The 20210-nt window shown below is 67.6% G+C and carries 14 protein-coding genes; 9 read left to right on the top strand and 5 right to left on the bottom strand.

The genetic code is table 11. From position 1 onward, the window contains the following. The first annotated feature begins 388 nt into the window (after nucleotides 1-388). On the top strand, nucleotides 389-2638 hold the full coding sequence (locus tag H3H55_RS26535; RefSeq protein ID WP_193100866.1) for a putative bifunctional diguanylate cyclase/phosphodiesterase: 2250 nt from the start codon (nucleotides 389-391) through the stop codon (nucleotides 2636-2638). Nucleotides 2639-2653: 15 nt separating this feature from the next. Here H3H55_RS26535 and H3H55_RS26530 read toward each other — a convergent pair whose 3' ends face one another. Both H3H55_RS26530 and H3H55_RS26525 read right to left on the bottom strand, forming a co-directional pair. Then, entirely contained in the window at nucleotides 2654-3721 is a 1068-nt protein-coding gene (locus tag H3H55_RS26530) for a diguanylate cyclase domain-containing protein (protein WP_193100865.1), read from the bottom strand. 58 nt (nucleotides 3722-3779) lie between these two features. Next, complete coding sequence (locus H3H55_RS26525) at nucleotides 3780-4784, bottom strand: chemotaxis response regulator protein-glutamate methylesterase (RefSeq protein ID WP_193100864.1); 1005 nt, start codon at nucleotides 4782-4784, stop codon at nucleotides 3780-3782. Between the two features lie 461 nt (nucleotides 4785-5245). On the opposite strand from H3H55_RS26525, the gene H3H55_RS26520 reads away from it, so the two are divergent. Continuing rightward, nucleotides 5246-5674, top strand: a complete 429-nt coding sequence (locus H3H55_RS26520; protein ID WP_193100863.1) for a hypothetical protein — start codon at nucleotides 5246-5248, stop codon at nucleotides 5672-5674. 47 nt (nucleotides 5675-5721) lie between these two features. On the opposite strand, the gene H3H55_RS26515 is transcribed toward H3H55_RS26520, so the two are convergent. After that, nucleotides 5722-5946, bottom strand: coding sequence for a hypothetical protein (locus tag H3H55_RS26515; RefSeq protein WP_048246322.1), 225 nt, complete (start codon nucleotides 5944-5946; stop codon nucleotides 5722-5724). A 330-nt stretch (nucleotides 5947-6276) separates the two neighbouring features. Here H3H55_RS26515 and H3H55_RS26510 point away from each other — a divergent pair, with 330 nt between their 5' ends. The 7 genes from H3H55_RS26510 (at nucleotide 6277) to H3H55_RS26480 (ending at nucleotide 14467) form a co-directional block, all read left to right on the top strand. Then, the gene (locus H3H55_RS26510; protein WP_129517039.1) at nucleotides 6277-6966 is read left to right on the top strand and encodes a DUF969 domain-containing protein; all 690 of its coding nucleotides are present in this window, start codon (nucleotides 6277-6279) and stop codon (nucleotides 6964-6966) included. Further along, entirely contained in the window at nucleotides 6963-7913 is a 951-nt protein-coding gene (locus H3H55_RS26505; RefSeq protein WP_193100862.1) for a DUF979 domain-containing protein, read from the top strand. The genes H3H55_RS26510 and H3H55_RS26505 overlap by 4 nt, the downstream gene beginning before the upstream one ends. Before the next feature lie 19 nt (nucleotides 7914-7932). Continuing rightward, nucleotides 7933-8955 carry a DUF2891 domain-containing protein gene (locus tag H3H55_RS26500; protein ID WP_193100861.1) on the top strand — a complete coding sequence of 341 codons (1023 nt, stop codon included), beginning with the start codon at nucleotides 7933-7935 and terminating at the stop codon, nucleotides 8953-8955. 142 nt (nucleotides 8956-9097) lie between these two features. After that, on the top strand, nucleotides 9098-9421 hold the full coding sequence (locus tag H3H55_RS26495) for a hypothetical protein (RefSeq protein WP_048246325.1): 324 nt from the start codon (nucleotides 9098-9100) through the stop codon (nucleotides 9419-9421). A 361-nt stretch (nucleotides 9422-9782) separates the two neighbouring features. Continuing rightward, complete coding sequence (locus H3H55_RS26490; RefSeq protein ID WP_193100860.1) at nucleotides 9783-12719, top strand: molybdopterin oxidoreductase family protein; 2937 nt, start codon at nucleotides 9783-9785, stop codon at nucleotides 12717-12719. Nucleotides 12720-12735: 16 nt separating this feature from the next. Then, a complete protein-coding gene (locus tag H3H55_RS26485) occupies nucleotides 12736-13482 on the top strand; it encodes a 4Fe-4S dicluster domain-containing protein (RefSeq protein WP_193100859.1) in 747 nt (248 codons plus the stop codon). A gap of 37 nt (nucleotides 13483-13519) precedes the next feature. Further along, nucleotides 13520-14467 (top strand): dimethyl sulfoxide reductase anchor subunit family protein, encoded by a 948-nt coding sequence (locus H3H55_RS26480; RefSeq protein WP_193100858.1) that lies wholly within the window; start codon nucleotides 13520-13522, stop codon nucleotides 14465-14467. A gap of 102 nt (nucleotides 14468-14569) precedes the next feature. Here the strand turns inward: H3H55_RS26480 and H3H55_RS26475 are convergent, their stop codons facing one another. Both H3H55_RS26475 and H3H55_RS26470 read right to left on the bottom strand, forming a co-directional pair. Continuing rightward, entirely contained in the window at nucleotides 14570-17455 is a 2886-nt protein-coding gene (locus H3H55_RS26475; protein WP_226800376.1) for a GH92 family glycosyl hydrolase, read from the bottom strand. 528 nt (nucleotides 17456-17983) lie between these two features. Further along, a complete protein-coding gene (locus tag H3H55_RS26470) occupies nucleotides 17984-20203 on the bottom strand; it encodes a TonB-dependent receptor (RefSeq protein ID WP_193102165.1) in 2220 nt (739 codons plus the stop codon). Between the last annotated feature and the right edge of the window lie 7 nt (nucleotides 20204-20210).

The following is a 20210-nucleotide window of genomic DNA, read 5'->3' as shown; positions in this document are numbered from 1 at the left end:
AGTCGGCCCGCGCGTTCGACCTGTCCGCGCCCGCATCCCGGCGCGGACGATTGACCGGGGCGGAAGCAGGGTGCCACCGCAATCCGACGAATCGATATCAACGGCGGCGCGCGCGGCACGCGGATGGGCCCGAGGCCGTCGCACGGCGCGCAAGTCTTTCGGCAAGCTGACTGGCGGCCGCAAGCGCCGCCGCGACCGCGCGTAAGCCCTGATGCGCGCGGATGCGCGGGGTGTCACGGATTGGTGTTAAATGTATTTCGGCGCACCTTGGCTCGGTGCACAACGGGGCGCACCGGGCATCGGCGTAAACCCGGAGCGAAAAACGGCACGAAGGATCGATAACGAATCGGGCGTATCAGACCCGGTCGGACAGACGGCAGGATTCAACTTGAATACCGAACCGCAAAGCTCTCGATACAGCCTCGGTCTCGCGGCGGAAGTACTCGCGTCCGAGCAAAGCGTGCTGAGGCTGATCACGCGCAACACACCGCTGCCGGAACTGCTGATCGAAGTCTGCCGGCGTGCCGAGACTTTGCTCGGCGACGGCGCATCCTGCACGATCCTGCTGCTCGATACCGACGGCGTGCACGTGCGTGTCGGCGCCGCGCCGTCATTGCCCCCGCAGTACAGTGCTGCGATCGACGGCGCGTCGATCGGGCCCGCGGCGGGCTCATGCGGCACGGCGATGTACGAGCGCCGGATGGTCGCCGTCGAGGACATCGAAACCGATCCGCTGTGGGCCGACTACCGTTCGTTCGCGTTGCCGCTGGGCCTGCGCGCGTGCTGGTCGGTGCCGTTCCTGGACGAAGCGGGCGCCGTGCTCGGCGCGTTCGCCGTCTATCACCGCCGGCCACGTCGTCCAAGCGATGAGGAAACCGAACTATTGCGCGATATCGGCAACAGCGTCGGCCTCGCGGTGCACCAGGACCGGATGGTCCGGCAGCTCGCGCGCAGCGAGGAACATCACCGGCTCGTCGTCAACAGCCTGAACGAAGGCATCCTCGTCGTGTCGCGCGACGGCATCGTGGTCGCGAGCAACCCGAGCGCGAACCGGATGCTGCGCGTGAAGGGCGACCTCGTCGGCCGCCGGCTGTCGTCGGTGATCCTGCGCAAGCTGCAGGAGGACGGCACGCCGATCGCGCCCGACGACTGGCCGAGCCGGCTCGCACTCGAGACGGCCACGCCGATGCTCGACTATACGGTCGGCTTCGGCCTCGCGGACGGCGACATCATCTGGGTGCGCGGCAACGCGGTGCCGATCGTGAAGCCGGGTGAGCTTCGGGCCGACTCCGTGCTCGTATCGTTCAACGACATCGGCCCCGTGCGCGAAGCGCAGCAGCAGTTGCGCTACCTGGCCACGCGCGATGCGCTGACGGGCCTCTACAACCGCCGCTGGCTCGCCGAGCGCATGCGCGAACTGTTCGGCGATCGCGATGCGGCGGCCGGGCCCGCGCGCGTCGCGATCCTGTTCATCGATCTCGTCGGCTTCAAGAAGGTCAACGACACGGCCGGCCACGACGCGGGCGATGCGCTGCTGCGCAGCGTCGCGTCGCGGCTCGCGGCTTGCGGGGGCGGCCAGTACGCGCTCACGCGCGTCGGCGGCGACGAGTTCGTGATCCTCGTCGACGACTGCGACGATCCGGAGCGCCTCGAGGTGCTCGCGCGCGAGGTGATCGACGTGATCGCGAAGCCGTTCGCGATCGCGAACAACGAGTACTGGCTCGGCGTGTCGATCGGGATCAGTGTCGCGCCGCGCGACGGCGACGACGCCGTCACGCTGATGCGCAATGCCGATTCGGCGATGTACGACGCGAAGCAGCGCGGCCGCAACCACTTCACGTTCTTCACCGCGCAGCTCAACCTGCGGCTGCAGCGCCGTTTCGCGATCGAGCAGTCGCTGCGGCGCGCGCTCACGACGGACATGCTGCGGCTCGCCTATCAGCCGGTCGTCGATGCGCGCAGCGGCCGCACGGTCGGCGCCGAGGCGCTGCTGCGCTGGACCAGCCCCGAACTCGGGCCGCTGTCGCCCGCGGAATTCATTCCGGTTGCCGAAGACACCGGGCAGATCGTCGCGATCGGCCAGTGGGTGCTCGAAACCGCCTGCCGGCAGGCGGCCGAATGGCGCCGCACGATCGCACCCGACCTGATGCTGGCCGTGAATCTGTCGCCGCGGCAGTTCCACGAAGGGCTCGTCGAATCGGTCGATCGTTGTCTCGTGCAGACGCGGCTCGATCCGTCCGCGCTCGAGCTCGAGATCACCGAAGGACTGCTGATGAACGACACGGACACCGTGCTGCCGATGCTCGAAGCGCTCACGGACATGAACGTGCGGATCTCGGTCGACGATTTCGGCACCGGTTATTCGTCGCTCGCGTACCTGAAGCGCTTTCCGCTGCACAACCTGAAGGTCGACCGTTCGTTCGTGTCGGGCGTGCCCGATCATCACGATTCGGTCGCGATCACGCAGGCCGTGGTCGCGATGGCGCATTCGCTCGGGATGAAGGTCACGGCCGAAGGGGTCGAGACGCAGGCGCAATCGTGCTTCCTGCAGCAGATCGGCTGCGACATGCAGCAGGGCTACCTGTTCAGCCGCCCGCTGGACCCGAACGACTACGCGCGCCGGCTCGGCGCCGCGTAAGCGCGACGCCCGGGCTCATTCGCCGGGCGGCGCGCCGAACCCGCCGGCGCCCGGCGGCGTCGGCGTCAGATCGATCTCGACGCGGTTCTTGCCTTCGTGCTTCGCGCGATACAGCGCGCGGTCGGCCGCCTCGATCAGCGTGGTCGTCGGCATGCCGGGCGCCGGCACGATGGTCGCGCCGCCGATGCTGATCGTCACGGTGTTGCCGGTCGACGAATGCGCGTGCCGCAGCCGCAGCGCCTCGACCGCGAGGCGGATCTTCTCGCCGAGCAGCCGCGCGGCGCCCGGCGACGTGGCCGGCATCACGACCGCGAACTCCTCGCCGCCGAAGCGCGCGGCGAGGTCGCCCGACTGCCCGAGACAGCGCTCGATGGTCGATGCGATCTGCTTGAGCACGCTGTCGCCCGACACGTGCCCGTACGTGTCGTTGTACAGCTTGAAGTTGTCGACGTCGATCATCAGCAGCGACAGCTCGCTGCGCTCGCGTGTGCCGCGCCGCCATTCGGCGGCCAGGTATTCGTCGAGATAGCGCCGGTTCGACAGCCCGGTCAGGCCGTCCGAGTGCGTGAGGCGCCGCAGTTCGAGATTGGCTTCGAGCAGTTGCTGCTGCGATTGCCGCAGCGCGCGATAGGCTTCGTCGCGCTGCAGCAGGTTCATGTACGAGCGCGAGTGGTAGCGGATGCGCGCGACGAGCTCGATGCGGTCGGGCAGCTTCACGAGGTAGTCGTTCGCGCCGGCCGCGAACGCGGCGCTCTTGATCACGGGCTCTTCCTGCGTCGACAGCACGATGATCGGCACGTCGCGCGTCGCCGGATTCGCGCGGTATTCCTTCACGAGGCTCAGCCCGTCGGTGCCGGGCATCACGAGGTCCTGCAGGATCACGGTCGGCCGCGTCTCGATCGCGGTGGCCATCGCGTCGTCCGAACGCGGGCAGTAATGGAAGTCGATGCCGTCCTCGTCGACGAGCGCGCGCCGCACGGCTTCGGCGACGATCGTCTGGTCGTCGACCAGCAGCACCATCGCCGGCACGTCGGCGTGCGGCGTGTACGGGCTGCCCGGCGGGCGAGTCAGGTCACTGGTCATGATTGATGCAGGTTGTTGCAAGGGCAGGCATGGGTGTTGCGCGTGTTCATCGTCGGGCTCAGATCCGCGCGAGCGTCGCCAGCTCGCCCGCGATGCGCCCGAGCGGGAGGATCGCGCGCGCCGCGCCGAGCGTCGCGGCAGCCTTCGGCATGCCGTACACGGCGCTCGTCGCCTCGTCCTGCGCGATCGTGTGGTAACCCTTCATCCGCAGCGCCTTCAGGCCGATCGCGCCGTCGCGTCCCATCCCCGTGAGCAGCACGCCGATCACGCGGCCGGGCCAGTGTTCGGTCAGGCTGTTGAAGAACACGTCGACCGACGGCCGATACGGCGTGGCGGCCGGCTCGCGGGTGTATTCGAGCGTGCCGGAGCGCGTGATGCGCAGGTGATCGTCGGTCGCGGCGAGCAGCGCGACGCCCGGCTGCGGGCGGTCACCTTCGCAGGCGACGCGCACGGTGAGCGGGGTCTGGCCGTCGAGCCATTGCGCCATGCCTTCGGCGAATGCGCGGTCGACGTGCTGCACGATCACGATCGGCGCGCTGAAATCGGACGGCAGGCTGCCGAGGATCGACGCCAGCGCGCCGGGGCCGCCGGCCGAGGCGCCGATCGCGACCAGCGGGCCGCCGCCCGCGCGGGTGGCCGTGGCGGCGAGGCGCGTGCCACCGGGCGCATCGAGCAGCCGGCCGATCTGGTCGATCTTCTCGAGCAGGAGTTTGGTCGTGTCGCCGGCCGCGCCGTCGCCGAATCGCGGCGTATCGACCGCGTCGAGCGCGCCGGCGCCCATCGCCTCGAACACGCGCCATGCGTTCGCGCCGATGCAGCTCGTCACGATCAGGATTGCGCACGGTCGTTCGGATCGCATGATCCGCCGCGTCGCTTCGATCCCGTCGAATTTCGGCATGATCAGGTCCATCAGGACGACGTCGGGCGGCTGCGTGGCGCACAGTTCGACGGCTTGCGCGCCGTCGGTCGCGACCCACAGCACGCGGTGCTCGGGCCGTCGCGCGATCGCGCGGCGCATCGCCTCGACGGCTAGCGGGAGGTCGTTGACGATGCCGATGTTCACAAGCGGAATTCTCCGGTCGGTTCGTAGTGTTGGAGGTAGGCCGGGTTCATGGAAGGGGCTGCCTGTTCGGTGCCGCCGGGCGGGTTATCGGCGGCCGGACGGCGCGGCATTCTTTTCGGTTGGCAACGCCCCGCATGCTGTCATGCGGCGCGGGCGGCGGCAACGAAAAATTTGTGCCATGCGCCGTTTCAGTGCATTTCCTCTATGGTGCACGGTATATCGGGAGGCGGCCGGTGCACGCCGCGCGGCCCGCGAAAGCCGGTCGCCAGGTGGCTGGCGGGCGGTACGCCGTGCGATCATGGCGCGCCGTTTGCCCCTTCCATTGAACGAATGCTGCCGAGCGACATGAACGAGAAACCCCGTTTTCGCATGACCGTGCGCGCCATCTTCGCGTGCTTGTGTGTCACGCCATCGGCAGGGCGCCGCCGCACCGGCGGGGAGCCGGCCGCAAGGCGGGCGCCGTGACCGCGCCCGACACCACGCTGGTCAGCCGCGATCCGTACGCACCGGTCGTGATCGAGCGCGACGACCGGTTGCTGTACCGGATCGACATCGAGAGCGGACACGCATCCTTCCACCGCGAGTTTCCGGTCGACCGCGACGCGGTGCGCGTGCTGCGCGACGACGCCGAACGCTACTACTTCCTGTTCGCGGCGCTTCACCATCCGTACCAGCTGCGCGCGACGAACCTGTCCGACGCCGAGCGCGAACGCTACTTCAGCACGATCCTGTTTGCGGGGCGAGACGAGGTCGAGGCCTTCCTGACACAGCTCGACCGCGGCAGCAACGGCGCCGTATCGAACCTGCTGAGGATCTTCACGCAGGCCGACTACGGGCAACTGCGCGCGGGCCGGTGGTTCGGCATGGGCGCCGGCACGCCGGCCGCATAACGGCACCCGGCCGCGCACCGGATGCGCGGCCGTGCCGTCGATCGCCGTCAGTGGCTGCGCGCGTACCCCTGGATCAGCGCGCGCATCATCCCTTCGACCGTCGCATCGAGCAGGTCGGATTCCTGCTCGGACTCCTCGACGAGCGCGGCATAGGCGGTCGCGAGCGTCACGCGGTCGACTTCATTGCGCTGTTCCATCAGCGTCACCATCCCGTCCTTCGCCAGATGAGCGGAGAACGCGCGGCTGCCGATGGTCTGGAATACGTCAATCATGGCGGCTCTCCCGTACGTTGCAGATGCTTTCCAGTGTAGTCGGCGCACCGGGGCTCCGCCACGCGCGGCGGCCGGCCGGTCGCCGCGCCCGGGCAGGAAATCCGTGCTGCGATCGACGCGCCCGCGGCGGCCAGCCGGCCATCGATTCCTCCGATGAAACGCCGCCCCCACACGGCCCGGACAGGTTTTCAACGTTTACCCGAAGCAGTAAATTGTCGACTTTTTATCGATAAAGTCTCGTGTTAGATTTCGCGATTCGAGCCCGGTCCAAACCGGGCAGGCGGCGCGTTGCGAAGGAGGCGCCGCGGATCCGACACAAGGAGGAGAGCAATGCTGGTGCTGATTGGGGTGCCGATCGTCGTGATCGGTTTCGCGCTGCGCTTCAACGCGCTGCTGGTGGTCACGATCGCGGGGCTCGCGACGGGGCTGGCGGGCGGGCTGAATCTCGTCGACATCGTCAGCGCGTTCGGCAAGGCGTTCACCGAAAACCGCTACATGGGGCTCATCTGGCTGACGCTGCCGGTGATCGCGCTGCTCGAGCGCAACGGGCTCAAGGAGCAGGCGAGGCGGATGATCTCGCGCGTGCAGGCGGCGACCACGGGCCGCGTGCTGATGCTGTACTTCGTGCTGCGCCAGGTGACGGCCGCGCTCGGCCTCACGTCGCTCGGCGGGCACGCGCAGATGGTGCGGCCGCTGATCGCGCCGATGGCCGAGGCCGCCGCCGTCAACCGGCACGGCGAGCTGCCCGAGTCGGTGCGCCAGCAGATCCGCGCGCATGCATCGGGCGTCGACAACATCGCCGTGTTCTTCGGCGAGGACATCTTCATCGCGATCCAGTCGATCCTGCTGATCAAGGGCTTTCTCGAACAGAACGGGATCGTCGTCGAGCCGCTGCAGGTGTCGGTGTGGGCGATCCCGACCGCGATCGCCGCGCTGCTGATCCACTGCACGCGCCTCGCGCTGCTCGACCGGCGGCTCGCGCGCGGCTTCGGCCTGCTGGGGCAGGAGGGCGCGCGATGATCGGCCTCGAATCGCTGTACACGCTCGCGGGGCTGATGTTCGCCGCGTTCGCGTGCTTCAACCTGACGGATCGCACGAACCCTCGCCGTGTCGTCAATTTCGCGTTCTGGGGGATCTACGCGGTCACGTTCCTGTTCGGCGCGCGGCTGCCGCATTTCGTGACGGGTTGCCTCGCGATCGCGCTCGCGGTGATCGCCGGTTCGGGCAAGCTCGGGCGCGGCAAGTCCGACGAGGCCGGCGAAGCGGCGGCCGTGCGCCGCGAAACCCTCGCGCAGCGCTTCGGCAACCGGCTGTTCCTGCCCGCGCTGCTGATTCCGGTGGTCACGCTGATCGGTACGTTCGCGCTGAAGCTGTTGCCGTTCGTCGATCCGAAGAGCGTGACGCTGATCTCGCTCGTGCTCGGCACGATCGTCGCGTTCGTCGTCGCGCTCGCGATGCTGCGCGATTCGCCCGTGCATGCGCTGAGGGAAGCGCGCCACACGATGGACGCGGTCGGCTGGGCCGCGATCCTGCCGCAGATGCTCGCGGCGCTCGGCGCGCTGTTCGCGGTCGCGGGCGTCGGCGGCGTGGTGTCGGGGCTCGTGAAGGACTGGGTGCCGATCGATTCGCCGTTCGCGGTCGTCGCGGCCTACACGGTCGGCATGGCGCTGTTCACGATGATCATGGGCAACGGCTTCGCCGCGTTCCCCGTGATGACGGCCGGCATCGGCCTGCCGCTGATCGTCCACCAGTTCCACGGCAACCCGGCGATCGTCGGCGCGATCGGGATGCTGAGCGGCTTCTGCGGTACGCTGATGACGCCGATGGCCGCGAACTTCAACATCGTGCCGGCGGCGCTGCTCGAACTGAAGGACAAGAACGGCGTGATCAAGGCGCAGTGGCCGACGGCCGTGCTGCTGCTGGCCGTGAACACACTGCTGATGTATGCGTTCGTATTCCGCTTCTGACTCGATGGACGAGATCCTCATGACCGACCGACTCACGCCTGAACTCGCATCGAAATTCGCGTCGCTCGCGCTCGCGCACCTGACCCGCGAATATCCGAACAAGCTCACGCATTCGCTCGAAGGCCCGCACGACGTGCAGGGGCCGCGCGCGCTGCATCCGATCTTCTACGGCAGCTACGACTGGCATTCGTGCGTGCACGGCTACTGGCTCGTGTTGCGCGTGCTCGAACGTTATCCGGCGCTGCCGGAGGCCGAGCGCATCGTCGCGATCGTCGACGCGCACTTCACCGACGCGAACGTCGCCGGCGAGCGCGCGTATCTCGCGTTGCCGCACAACGGCGGCTTCGAGCGGCCGTACGGCTGGGCGTGGCTGCTCGCGCTGTCCGCGCAGCTCGAACGGCTCGCGCTGAAGGGCGCGCTGCCGCAGGCCGCGCGCTGGGCGAAGGCGATGGCGCCGCTCACCGACCTGTTCGTGTCGCGCTTCGAGACCTTCCTGCCGAAGGCGACCTATCCGCTGCGCGTCGGTACGCACTTCAACACCGCGTTCGCGCTGGCGCTTACGCTCGACTTCGCGCGCGACACGCAGCGCGACGGGCTCGCGGCGCTGATCGTCGATACCGCGAAGCGCTGGCACCTGAACGACGTCGCGTGCCAGGCGTGGGAGCCGTCGGGCGACGAATTCCTGTCGCCCGCGCTGATGGAGGCCGAGCTGATGCGGCGCGTGCTGCCGGCAGCCGATTTCGACGGCTGGTTCGCGCGCTTTTTGCCGGATCTCGCGCGCGGCGAGCCGGCGACGCTGTTCGAGCCGGCGACGGTCAGCGACCGCAGCGACGGCAAGATCGCGCACCTCGACGGGCTGAACCTGAGCCGCGCGTGGTGCCAGCGCGCGCTCGCCGGTGCGCTGCCGGAAGGCGATGCGCGGCGCGCGAAGCTGCTCGACGCGGCCGACCGGCATCTCGCGAGCGCGCTCGCGCACGTGGCCGGCGACTACATGGGCGAGCACTGGCTCGCGACGTTCGCGTTGCTCGCGCTGGAAGCGTAGCGCGCGGTCGTTGCGCTAGGTGCAACGGGAACGAAACCCCGCCGGCGGCAAGGTCATCGGCGCGCGGCTATACTCGCCGCTCGGGCCGCTTCGCGCAGCATGCGTTGCGCGAAGCGGCCATCCGCCAGTTCGCCGCCTCTTCATGGACAAGCTCATTTCCTACGTCGCCGCGATCCACGGGCTCGCCGGCCCGGTATCGATCGTGTCGCACGCGACCTCCCACGACCGCTGGACCGACGACGACGTCGAGGTCACGCGCGACGAAACCGAATACCGCTTCGACAACGGCGCGATCGTGCGCCGCTCGGTCGAGCAGGATCGCGCGCCGTCCGACCTGCTGTGCGCCGAATGCTGGATCGACTACGACGTGCTGCGCCATCCCGATGCGCGGCCGATCAGCCCGTCGCGGCTCACGTTCGACAACGCGTGTCGCGAAACCTTCTGGCTGCGCTATCACCTCGCTTGAACGCGTGACTGTCTGACCTCGGGCGGCCGCGTCACGCATCTTCGACACGTTCTCCAGCAGGTCGTTGAGTGTCGCGTACGGGCTGACGTGCTGCGGCCGTCGCGAGCATCTCGACGACAGCGAACTTGCTCGCCTATCCGCCGTGGTAACGCATGACGCTGAAGGCCCGGTCGTGAGCCGGGCCTTCGCGCATGCGGACCCTGGCCAGGCCCGATGGATTGTCTAGCCAACTATCAGGCCGCCCGATAGGACCGATCGGAGGATGCGACTTTATGTCGGCCGCCTGCCGGCATAGCATGGATGAACCGATTCACGGGTGCGCCCCGGGGGGCGCGCCATCATCCGCGAACGAGGACAGACGATGGAGCATCGAGCACGCGAGCGCGACGAACAGGCCGAGATCAAGACGACGACGTGCTACATGTGCGCGTGCCGCTGCGGCATCCGCGTGCACCTGCGCGACGGCGAAGTGCGTTATATCGACGGCAACCCCGAGCATCCGCTGAACCAGGGTGTTATCTGCGCGAAAGGTTCGTCGGGAATCATGAAGCAGTATTCGCCCGCGCGGCTCACGCAGCCGCTGATGCGCAAGCCGGGCGCCGAGCGCGGCGACGCGCAGTTCGAGCCGGTGTCGTGGGCGGTCGCGTTCGACGTGCTCGAAAAGCGGCTCGCGCACCTGCGTGCGACCGACCCGAAGCGCTTCGCGCTGTTCACGGGCCGCGACCAGATGCAGGCGCTCACCGGCCTGTTCGCGAAGCAGTTCGGTACGCCGAACTATGCGGCGCACGGCGGGTTCTGCTCGGCGAACATGGCGGCCGGGATGATCTATACGATCGGCGGCTCGTTCTGGGAATTCGGCGGCCCCGACCTCGACAACGCGAAGCTGTTCTTCATGATCGGCACCGCGGAGGATCACCATTCGAATCCGCTGAAGATCGCGCTCGGCAAATTCAAGCGCGCGGGCGGGCGCTTCATCGCGATCAATCCGGTGCGTACCGGTTACGCGGCGATCGCCGACGAATGGATTCCGATCCGCCCCGGCACCGACGGCGCGCTGTTCATGGCGCTGATGCACGAGCTGATCGCGCGCGACGCGTTCGACGTCGAATTTGTGTCGCGCTTCACGAACGCGGCCGAGCTGGTCGATCAGCGCGACGACGCCGACACGTTCGGGCTGTTCGTGCGCGATGCGGCCGCGCCGGAGGTCAACGCGCTGTATCCGCAGAATCGCATGTGGTGGGACACGAAGACGAACCGCGCGGTGCTGCATCACACGGAAGGTGCAGAGCCGGCGCTCGACGGCCGCTACACGCTCGACGACGGCACGCCGGTCGCGCCGTCGTTCACGCTGCTGCGCGAACAGGTGGCCGACTGCACGCCCGAATGGGCGGCCGACATCACCGGCATCGCGGCCGACACGATCCGCCGCCTCGCCCGCGAAATGGAGACGGTCGCGCGCGATCACGCGATCGAGCTGCCGGTGCGCTGGACCGATTCGTGGGGCAAGGAACACGCGACGGTGAAGGGCGTGCCGATCGCGTTCCATGCGATGCGCGGGCTTGCCGCGCATTCGAACGGCTTCCAGACGATCCGCGCGCTCGCCGTGCTGATGTCGCTGCTCGGCACGATCGACCGGCCGGGCGGGTTCCGGCACAAGACGCCGTATCCGCGCGCGGTGCCGCCTTCGGCGAAACCGCCGAACGACCCGGCCCAGGTCAAGCCGAACACGCCGCTCGCCACCGGCCCGCTCGGCTGGCCGGCGGGCCCCGAGGATCTGTTCATCCATCCGGACGGCACGCCCGCGCGGCTCGACAAGGCGTTCTCGTGGGAATACCCGCTCGCGGTGCACGGGCTGATGCATTCGGTGATCACCAATGCGTGGCGCGGCGATCCCTATCCGATCGACACACTGCTGATCTTCATGGCCAACATGGCGTGGAATTCGTCGATGAATACGACGGAAGTGCGCAAGATGCTGGTCGACAAGCGCGACGACGGCGAGTACCGGATCCCGTTCCTCGTCGTGTGCGATGCATTCGCATCGGAGATGACGGCATTCGCCGACCTGATCCTGCCCGACACGACCTACCTCGAACGCCACGACGTGATGTCGGTGCTCGACCGGCCGATCTCCGAATTCGACGGGCCGGTCGACTCGGTGCGCGTGCCCGTCGTGCCGCCGACCGGCGAATGCAAGCCGTTCCAGGAAGTGCTGATCGAGCTCGCGAGCCGGCTGAAGTTTCCGGCGTTCACGACGGCCGACGGGCAGCGCAAGTACCGCGACTATCCGGATTTCGTCATCAACTTCCAGACGGCGCCGAACTCCGGCACCGGCTTCCTGATCGGCTGGCGCGGCAAGAACGGTGACAAGGCCGTCGTCGGCGAACCGAACCCCGACCAGTGGCAGCGCTACGCGGAGAACAACTGCGTGTACCACCACCGGCTGCCGGAGCCGCTGCAGTACATGCGCAACTGCAACGGCCCGTACATGCAGTGGGCCGTCGACAACGGGATGCGCAAGTTCGGCGTGCCGATCGTGATCCAGCTCTACTCGGACGTGATGCAGAAATTCCGGCTCGCCGCGCAGGGCCGCACGTCGGGCCGCCAGCCGCCCGACCATCTGCGCGAGCGCATCGCGTGCTATTTCGATCCGCTGCCGTTCTGGCATCGGTCGCTCGAAAGCGGGCTGACCGACGCGAACCGCTATCCGCTCGCGGCGATCACGCAGCGGCCGATGGCGATGTACCACTCGTGGGATTCGCAGAACGCATGGCTGCGGCAGATCCACGGCGAGAACCACCTGTTCGTGAACCCGCTGACGGCCGCCGCGCAACAGATCGACGACGGCGCATGGATCTACGTCGAATCGCCGTGGGGCAAGGTGCGTTGCCGCGCGCGCTACAGCGAGGCGGTCGAACCCGGCACCGTGTGGACGTGGAATGCGATCGGCAAGGCAGCCGGCGCATGGAACCTCGGGCCCGAAGCGGGCGAATCGCAGCGCGGCTTCCTGCTCAATCACGTGATCACCGACGAGTTGCCGGATGCGGCCCGCGCCGGTGCGCGGATGTCGAACTCCGATCCCGTGACGGGGCAGGCCGGCTGGTACGACGTGCAGGTGCGGATCTATCCGGCCGAAGCCGATGCGGCGACGACGCTGCCGCAGTTCGCGCCGATGCCGCCGCTGCCCGGCACGCCGCGCGTGCTGCAGCGCGTGCAGGCGTATTTCGCGGGAACCGGCGCATTCGCCGCGCGGCTGCGGCGCGCGGCGTCGGCGGGCTCGCAGTCAGACGATAGCTGATCGAAGGAGCGCAACCATGACCCAGATGGCCCTCGTCATCGACCTGAACGTATGCGTCGGCTGCCATGCCTGCGTGACGAGCTGCAAGGAATGGAACACGTCGGGCGAAGCCGGCAGCCTTGCCGACCTGCGCCCGTACGACGATGACCCGTCCGGCACGTTCTTCAATCGCGTGCAGACCTACGAAGCCGGCGTGTTCCCGATGACCGACACGATCCACTTCCCGAAATCGTGCCTGCACTGCGAGGACCCGCCGTGCGTGCCCGTGTGCCCGACCGGCGCGAGCTTCAAGCGCAAGTCTGACGGCATCGTGCTGGTCGACTACGACAAGTGCATCGGCTGCAAGTACTGCGCATGGGCGTGCCCGTACGGCGCGCGCGAGCTCGACGAAGGCCGCAAGGAGATGACGAAGTGCACGCTGTGCGCGGACCGCATCGACAACGAAGCGCTGCCCGAACGCGATCGCAAGCCGGCCTGCGTGCTTGCGTGCCCGACGTCGGCGCGGCTGTTCGGCGACGTGCACGATCCCGACTCGGACGTGTCGCGCGCGATCCGCGAACGCGGCGGTTATGCATTGATGCCCGAATGGGACACGCGGCCGTCGAACCATTACCTGCCGCGCGTGAAGACCGAAGCGTCATGCGGTTGCGGCAGCGGCGGCGGATGCGGCAGTACGTCGGGCGGCGGCGATGCGGACGAGTCGTTCGAGGCACGCGCGGCACGCGGCGACATCGATCTCGTTTCGCTCGCGACGCCGCGCTGAACGCGTTGTTTTTCATTCAGATCCAGACGGAGTTCCCATGCGCCCAGCCTTTTCGGTCGTTTTTCTCACCACGCTATGCGGCGCCGCACAGGGCCTGCTGCTGACGCTCGTGATCGTCGAGGCGCTGGCGCGGCTGACCGGCGTCGACGTGGCCGCCGCGTTCTACGTGACCGGCGCGGCGCTGTCGGTCGCGTTCGGCGTGCTCGGCCTGTTCGCGTCGTTCTTCCATCTCGGCCACCCCGAACGCGCATGGCGCGCGATCGCGATGTGGCGCACGTCGTGGCTGTCGCGCGAATGCATCGCGCTGCCGGTGTTTCTCGCATGTGCATTCGCGTATGGCGCGGCGCACCTGTTCGGCTGGCCCGGCACGCTGCTGATTGGTGCGGCGGGCGCGCTCGCGAGCGTCGCGCTGTTCGTGTGCACCGCGATGATCTACGCATGCCTGCGCTTCCTGCAGGAATGGGCGAGTCCGCTGACGCTCGTGAACTTCGTGCTGCTCGGCTGCGCGTCGGGCTGCACGCTCGCGACGGCGTGTGCGGCCTGGCTCGCGCCGGCACTGGTCGGCCGGCTCGCGGCAGCCGCCTGCGTGCTGACGCTCGCGGGCGGCGCGACACGGCTCGCGTCGCTCGCGCGCAATGCGCGGCTGCGGCCGAAGTCGACCGTGCAGAGCGCGACGGGGATTCGCAATGAAAAGGTCGAGCAGAAATCGCGCGGCTTCACGGCCAGCGCGTTCAATACGCGGGAGTTCTTTCACGGGCAGGGCAACGGCACGCTGCGCGCGGTGAAGGCCGGTTTCCTGCTCGGCGCGTTCGCGGTGCCGTTCGTGCTGACCGGTGCGGGCGCGCTCGCGCCGACGTCGGTCGCGGCGGCCGTCGCGCTCGGCGCGGCCTTCGTGATCCAGTATGCGGGGCTGGTCGCGGAACGCTGGTTCTTCTTCGCGGACGCGCGGCATCCGCAGAACATCTACTACCAGCGCGCGTCGTGACGATGCGTGTGCGCGAACTTGCGCGACGCGTGCTCACGAGGAGGGAGCGGGGAGAGCAGGGGACATCGTCACGTGCGATGTCCCCCGCGGGTCATGCGGGCATCACGAGGCCGTCATGCCGATGCCGAACACGTGCATCTTGCCGGCACTGACCTGGCGCGGCAGCACGATGCTCGTGACCACCTTGCCGGGCGGCACGGGAAGCTTCTGCGCGAAGATGTAGGTCTTGACGTTGTCCTGCTGGCCGTTGCCGCCGTTGCGATAGGCCATCGTGACGGCGACCGTCGAGCTGGCGCTCGCGCTGCCGCCGTTCAGGGTCCAGTCGTCGAACGCCAGCGTGACGGCCTGACTCGAGCCGTCGGCGAAGTTCAGCTGCGCGATGCCGCTGCTCGGACCGTTGTTGGCCGAGCCGAGCACCACGACACCGGTGCCGACCGACCCCGGCGGCAGCATCACGGTCTGGCCGACGGTCACGGTGTTGTCGAGCGACAGCGGTCCGCCCGCCACCGCCACGCTGGCGCCGGCCACCGCGAACGGCTTGCCCGGCTGCACGCCCGCGGCCGCCAGCGCGTTCAGCGAGTAGCTGAACAGGCTGCCGTCGAAGTCCGCACCCTGGCCGTCGGTATTGGTCGCGCCGTCCGCGCTGAAGCCGCGATTGTTGTAGCTGTCGGCCGCGTTGACCGCCACCGGCACGCCGAACGACGGCGGCTGTTTCTGGCTGCCCCATTGCGACGGAGCGCCGCCCATCGTGAAGTGCAGCGTGGCGCCGTTGGCGATGTCGTCGTAGGCAACCCATGCGGCAGGGTGGGTGCGGCCGTTGATCGACAGCGACTGCACATAGTTCGACGCGGGCGCGCCCTCGGCGCGGATCCGCCAGGTGCGGCCGTTGCCGAGCCGCACGTCGATCTGCGGGAACTGCGGGCTGCCGATCGCGAGGCCCGCCACGCCGGGGATCTGCGGGTACAGGCCGAGCGCGCCCCACACATACCAGCCCGACACGGCGCCGAGGTCGTCGTTGCCCGGCAGGCCATCGGGGCCGGTGCCGAACGCGGTGCCCATGATCTGCTGCACCACGCGCTGCGTGCCCGACGGTTGCGCGGCCCAGTTGTAGAGCCAGGGCGCCTCGAAGGTCGGCTCGTTGCCCATGTAGAAATTCGGCAGCGTCATGCCGGCATTGAGTACCGTGAAGAACTGGTCGAGCCGCGACGTCACCGTCGTATTGCCGCCCAGCTGCGCGAACAGGCCGGCCGAATCGTACGGCACCATCCACGTGTACTGCTCGGCATTGCCTTCCACGTAGTTGTCGCCGCTGCTCGGCGTCTCTGGAATCCACGCGCCGTTCGATTGCCGTGCCGCGATCAGCGGCGGCGTCAACGCGGTGTTCAGCAGGTTCTGCCAGTAGGCCGAGCGGCCCAGCAGCATGCGCTGCGTGGCGGTATCGCCGAGTGCGCCGGCAAAGCGCGAGATGGCGAAGTCGCTGCTCGTGTATTCGAGCGTCGACGAAGCCTGTCCCCACTCGCCGCTGGTGATGTAGCCGGTCTGCAGGTAGCTCGCGCGTCCGCCGTTGGTGGTCACGTTGTTGCACGCGGTGCCGGGGATGTTCGCCATCTTCACCATGTGCTGCAGCGCGGAGCGCGTATCGAAGCGCCGTGCGCCGAAGGCATGGGCACTCGACACGATCAGCGAACCGGCATCGCCCGGCATCACGCCGTCCTCGACGTTGTCGTTGACCCAGTGCGGAATTGCGCCGCACTGATCCGCGTCGTTGACCAGCGACTGGATCATGTCGCTGGTCTCGGACGGGTTGAGGATCGCCTTCAGCTGGATCAGCGAGCGATAGATGTCCCAGCCCGAGAACGACGAATACTGTGCCGCCTGGCCTTTGGCGACCTGATGCACGGTATTGTCGAAGCCGATGTACTGGCCGTTCACGTCGCTGAAGATGCTGGGTGCCCACAGCGCGTGATAGAGCGCCGTGTAGAACTTCTTCTTCGCATCGAGCGTGCCGCCCGCCACGCGGATCCCGTTGAGGCGGTCGTTCCAGATGCGGTCTGCCTGCGTGCGCACGCCGTCGAAGTCCCAGCCGCGATTTTCCGCGTCGAGGTTGGCTTTCGCATTGGCGACGCTGACGTACGAGATGCCGATCTTCATCCTGACCGTCTGGCCGGAGCGGAAGCCGAGCTGGGCCACGCCGTGCGAAATCGCGGACGAAGCGAAGGGCTGGTCGAACGCGGCATAGAAGTACACGGGCACCGGCACCGAGTTGCCGCAGAAGCCGCCGCCGATCGTGCTGCCCGAGAGGGCGCTGTCGGAAACCAGCGTGATCGCACCGGTGGTCGACGTTTTCGTGTTGGTGCGCGTTGCGTCGAGCACCAGCAGCGCGGGTTGGCCGGCCGGGTAGGTCAACCGGCCGAAGCCGGTGCGCAGCGTGGCGGTCAGCTCCACCTTGATCTGCGAATCGAGCAGCACGGAATAGTAGCCGGGCTTCGCCGTTTCATTCGCATGACTGAAGGTCGGCACGAGCTTCGTCGCGTCGGTGGTCGGCATGATCGGGAATTCGCCGTTGTTGCCGCTGCAGCCGGCCCCCGGCATGTGCGTCACGCTGAATCCCTGGATCGAATGGATGTCGTAGTAGTAGCCGGCGGGCGAGTTCGGTTCCTGGCTGTCGTTCGGCGCCGGCGTGGTGTTGGTGTCGGGCGCCCATTGCACCATGCCCGACGGCAGGCCGGCGGCCGGCTCGACGCTGCCGGCCTGTCCTGCCGGCACCGGGTTCGGTGAATTGCTCGCGAGCGTGCCGATCAGCGGATCGACATACTGCGTCAACGACAGGCTGCGGTTGTCGTCGAGATTGGTCGTATCGGCCACGGCGTTCGACGGCCTTGCAGTCAGTATCGACGCCGCTGTTCCGTCGCTGCCGTCACCGCCTCCGCATCCTGCCAACGCATACGTCGCGGCCAGTATCGCCGCAAGCGTCGTGAATCGATTCATGATTGCCCCCTCCATTCGGATATGCATCTTCTGCGTTGATCACCCGGTCGATCGAACCATGGGTTCGCCGTGGGTTATTGCTATCCTGTTGGGTCGTAACACTAGGATTTGGAGGAATCCGCTGTCAATCGGAATAACAGAGTTGTAATATTTTTATTCGATTTACTAAACAAATAGAAACGCCGGGATATTCGGCGCTGTTTCGTCGAGATGACACTGCAACGGTGTGAGCGCGAGTGACGCGCGTGGTGCGCGGCGCAACGACATGCGCGCGCCATTTCGCAACCGGTCAGGCGTTCATCTTTTGCATCCGCTCGCACTGCGCCAGCGCCCGCACGCCGGGCTCGATCCGGTCGAGCGGAATCGCGGAAAAGCCCATCCGGAAGCAGCGGCATCGCGCACACGCTGTTGGCGTGCGCGTCGCTGTGCCGCTGCCTCGAATACGAAGGGCTGGTTGTGGTTCGCTGAATTGCGACGCGGCGGGGAAGGGCGCGTCGCGCCTTCCCGCCGCAACCGGCGTGGCCGGTATTACTGATAGAAGTTGAGCGTGACCATCGCCGAACGGCCCGGCGCCCACGTCGCGTAGATCGGATACGCGCTCGAGTAATACTTCTTGTCGAACAGGTTCTGCACGTTCAGCTGGACGTCCATCGTCTTGTTCACACGCCACGTCGCGGCCGCGTCGAAGCGGGCGTAGCCGGGCGTCCACTTCTTCACCGTCGGCGACACCGATGCGTAGGTCTTGCTCATCACCGTCGCGCCCGCGCCGAGCGTCAGCTTCGGCATCACGTCGTAGCTCGTCCACAGCGTGAAGCTGTGCTTCGGCACCATCACCATCGGCAAACCCGAGCCGCCCGGATTGCCGGGGCCCGCGTCGACCGTGACCGCGTTCAGGTAGGTGTAGCCGCCGAACACGTGCCACTTGTCCGTCAGGTTGCCCGCGAAGCCGAGTTCGGCGCCGCGCACGCGCTGCTTGCCCGCGTTGATCGTGTGGCCGAGGCCGTCGCTGACCTGCGCATTGGTTTTCTCGGTGTCGAACAGCGCGGACGTCAACGAAAGCTGCTGGTCGATCACATCCCACTTCGCGCCGACCTCGATGTTGCGCGTGCGCTCGGGCGTCAGGTTCTGGTTGTTCGCGGTGATCTGGTCGGTGCCGCCGCCGAGGCCGCCGTTCGCGCCGGGCGGGTTCGACGACGTGCCGTACGACGCATACAGGCTCACGGTGCGCACCGGCTTGTACACGAGGCCGAACTGGTAGCTGAACAGGTTCGACGTGTTCGACAGGTCGGCCGCGCCGGCCTGCTTCGCGTTGAGGTCGTAGCGGTCGAAACGCAGCCCCGCGTTGAAGAGCCATTGCTCGGTCAGCTTGACCGTGTCGAAGAGGTACGCCGACGCGGTCGTCGTGCGCGTGTTGGTCGTCGCGCCGGGGAAGCTCTTGTCGCCGTTCAGCACGATGTTGCCGGTCCACGGCATGTTCGGGTTCCAGCCGCCCGCGAGCGGCGTGCAGTTGCCCGGCACCGTGCACGGTCCGCCCGAGCGGATGTTGTTGCCCTTCGCATCGGTGACGAGGTAACCCTCGTAGCGGTTCTGTTCGAGGCTGAACTCGACGCCGGCCGTCAGCGTGTGCTGCATGCCGAACAGGTTCGTGCGGCCGGTCACCTCGGTCTGGTTCGCGATGCCGTTCGTCGCGTACTTGCCGCTCTTCGCCTGCAGGCTCAGCATGTTCGGATTCGACGCGAGGATCTGCGGATTCGTCGCCACGTAATCGAGCGTCGTGCGGCCGAACATCGTCGTGTTCTTCAGCTTCCAGTCGTCGTTGATGCGATGCTCGACGCGCACTTCGCCGGTGTCGGTCTGCCCGTAACGATAGTCGCGCGTGTTCAGCCCGAAGAACTGCCCGCGATCGGTCGGCACCGGCGTGCCGCCCGACGCACGGAACGGCACGCTGAAGTCCGGCATGTCGTACGAGTTCATATGGTAGTAGCTGACCGTGACCGTGGTCGGCGTGTTCAGCCCGAACACGATCGACGGCGCGACGCCCCAGCGCTTGTTGTACACGTCGTTGCGGCCGGCCTGGTTCGCGTCGTGACCCATCACGTTCAGGCGCACGGCCGTCGTGTCGTTGATCTTGCGGTTCGCGTCGACCGTCGCGCGCTTGTAGCCGTCGGTGCCGAAGCCGATGCTGCTGTTGATGAAGTTGTCGTTCTTCGGCGTCTTCGTGACGATGTCGACGCTGCCGCCCACCGAGCCGCGGCCCGCGTAGACCGAATCAGGGCCCTTGATCACGCTGATCTGCTCGACCGCGAACGTCTCGCGATTCTGCAGCCCGGAGTCGCGCATCCCGTCGACGAAGATCGAGTTGCGCGATTCGAAGCCGCGGATCACCGGACGGTCGGCCGACGGGTTCGCGGCCGCATCGCCACCGAGGAACGTGATGCCCGGCACCGAACGCAGCGCGTCCGCGAACGACGTGACGTTCTTTTCCTTGATCAACTGCTCGGGGATCACCGTCACCGAACGCGGCGTATCGAGCAGCGGCGCGGTGAACTTGTACGACGGCGAGCGCTTCACCTGCATGTCCGACAGCGCGGACGACTGGACCGCGATCGTCGGCAGTGTCGCAGGTGCGTCGGTGGCAGGAGCGGCGGCGGGAGCGGTTTCGGCGGAGGCGAGCAGCGGCGTCAGGAAAACGGAGCAGGTCAGCGCCGACACGAGGGCGCGAGGCCTCGTCTTGAACTGGGCAGGCATATCGGGA

Source organism: Burkholderia sp. Z1 (genome assembly GCF_014893795.1).
Lineage (GTDB): Bacteria > Pseudomonadota > Gammaproteobacteria > Burkholderiales > Burkholderiaceae > Burkholderia > Burkholderia theae.
Note: the sequence above shows the minus strand (reverse complement) of the source record. Positions and strands in the feature narration are given on the sequence as shown.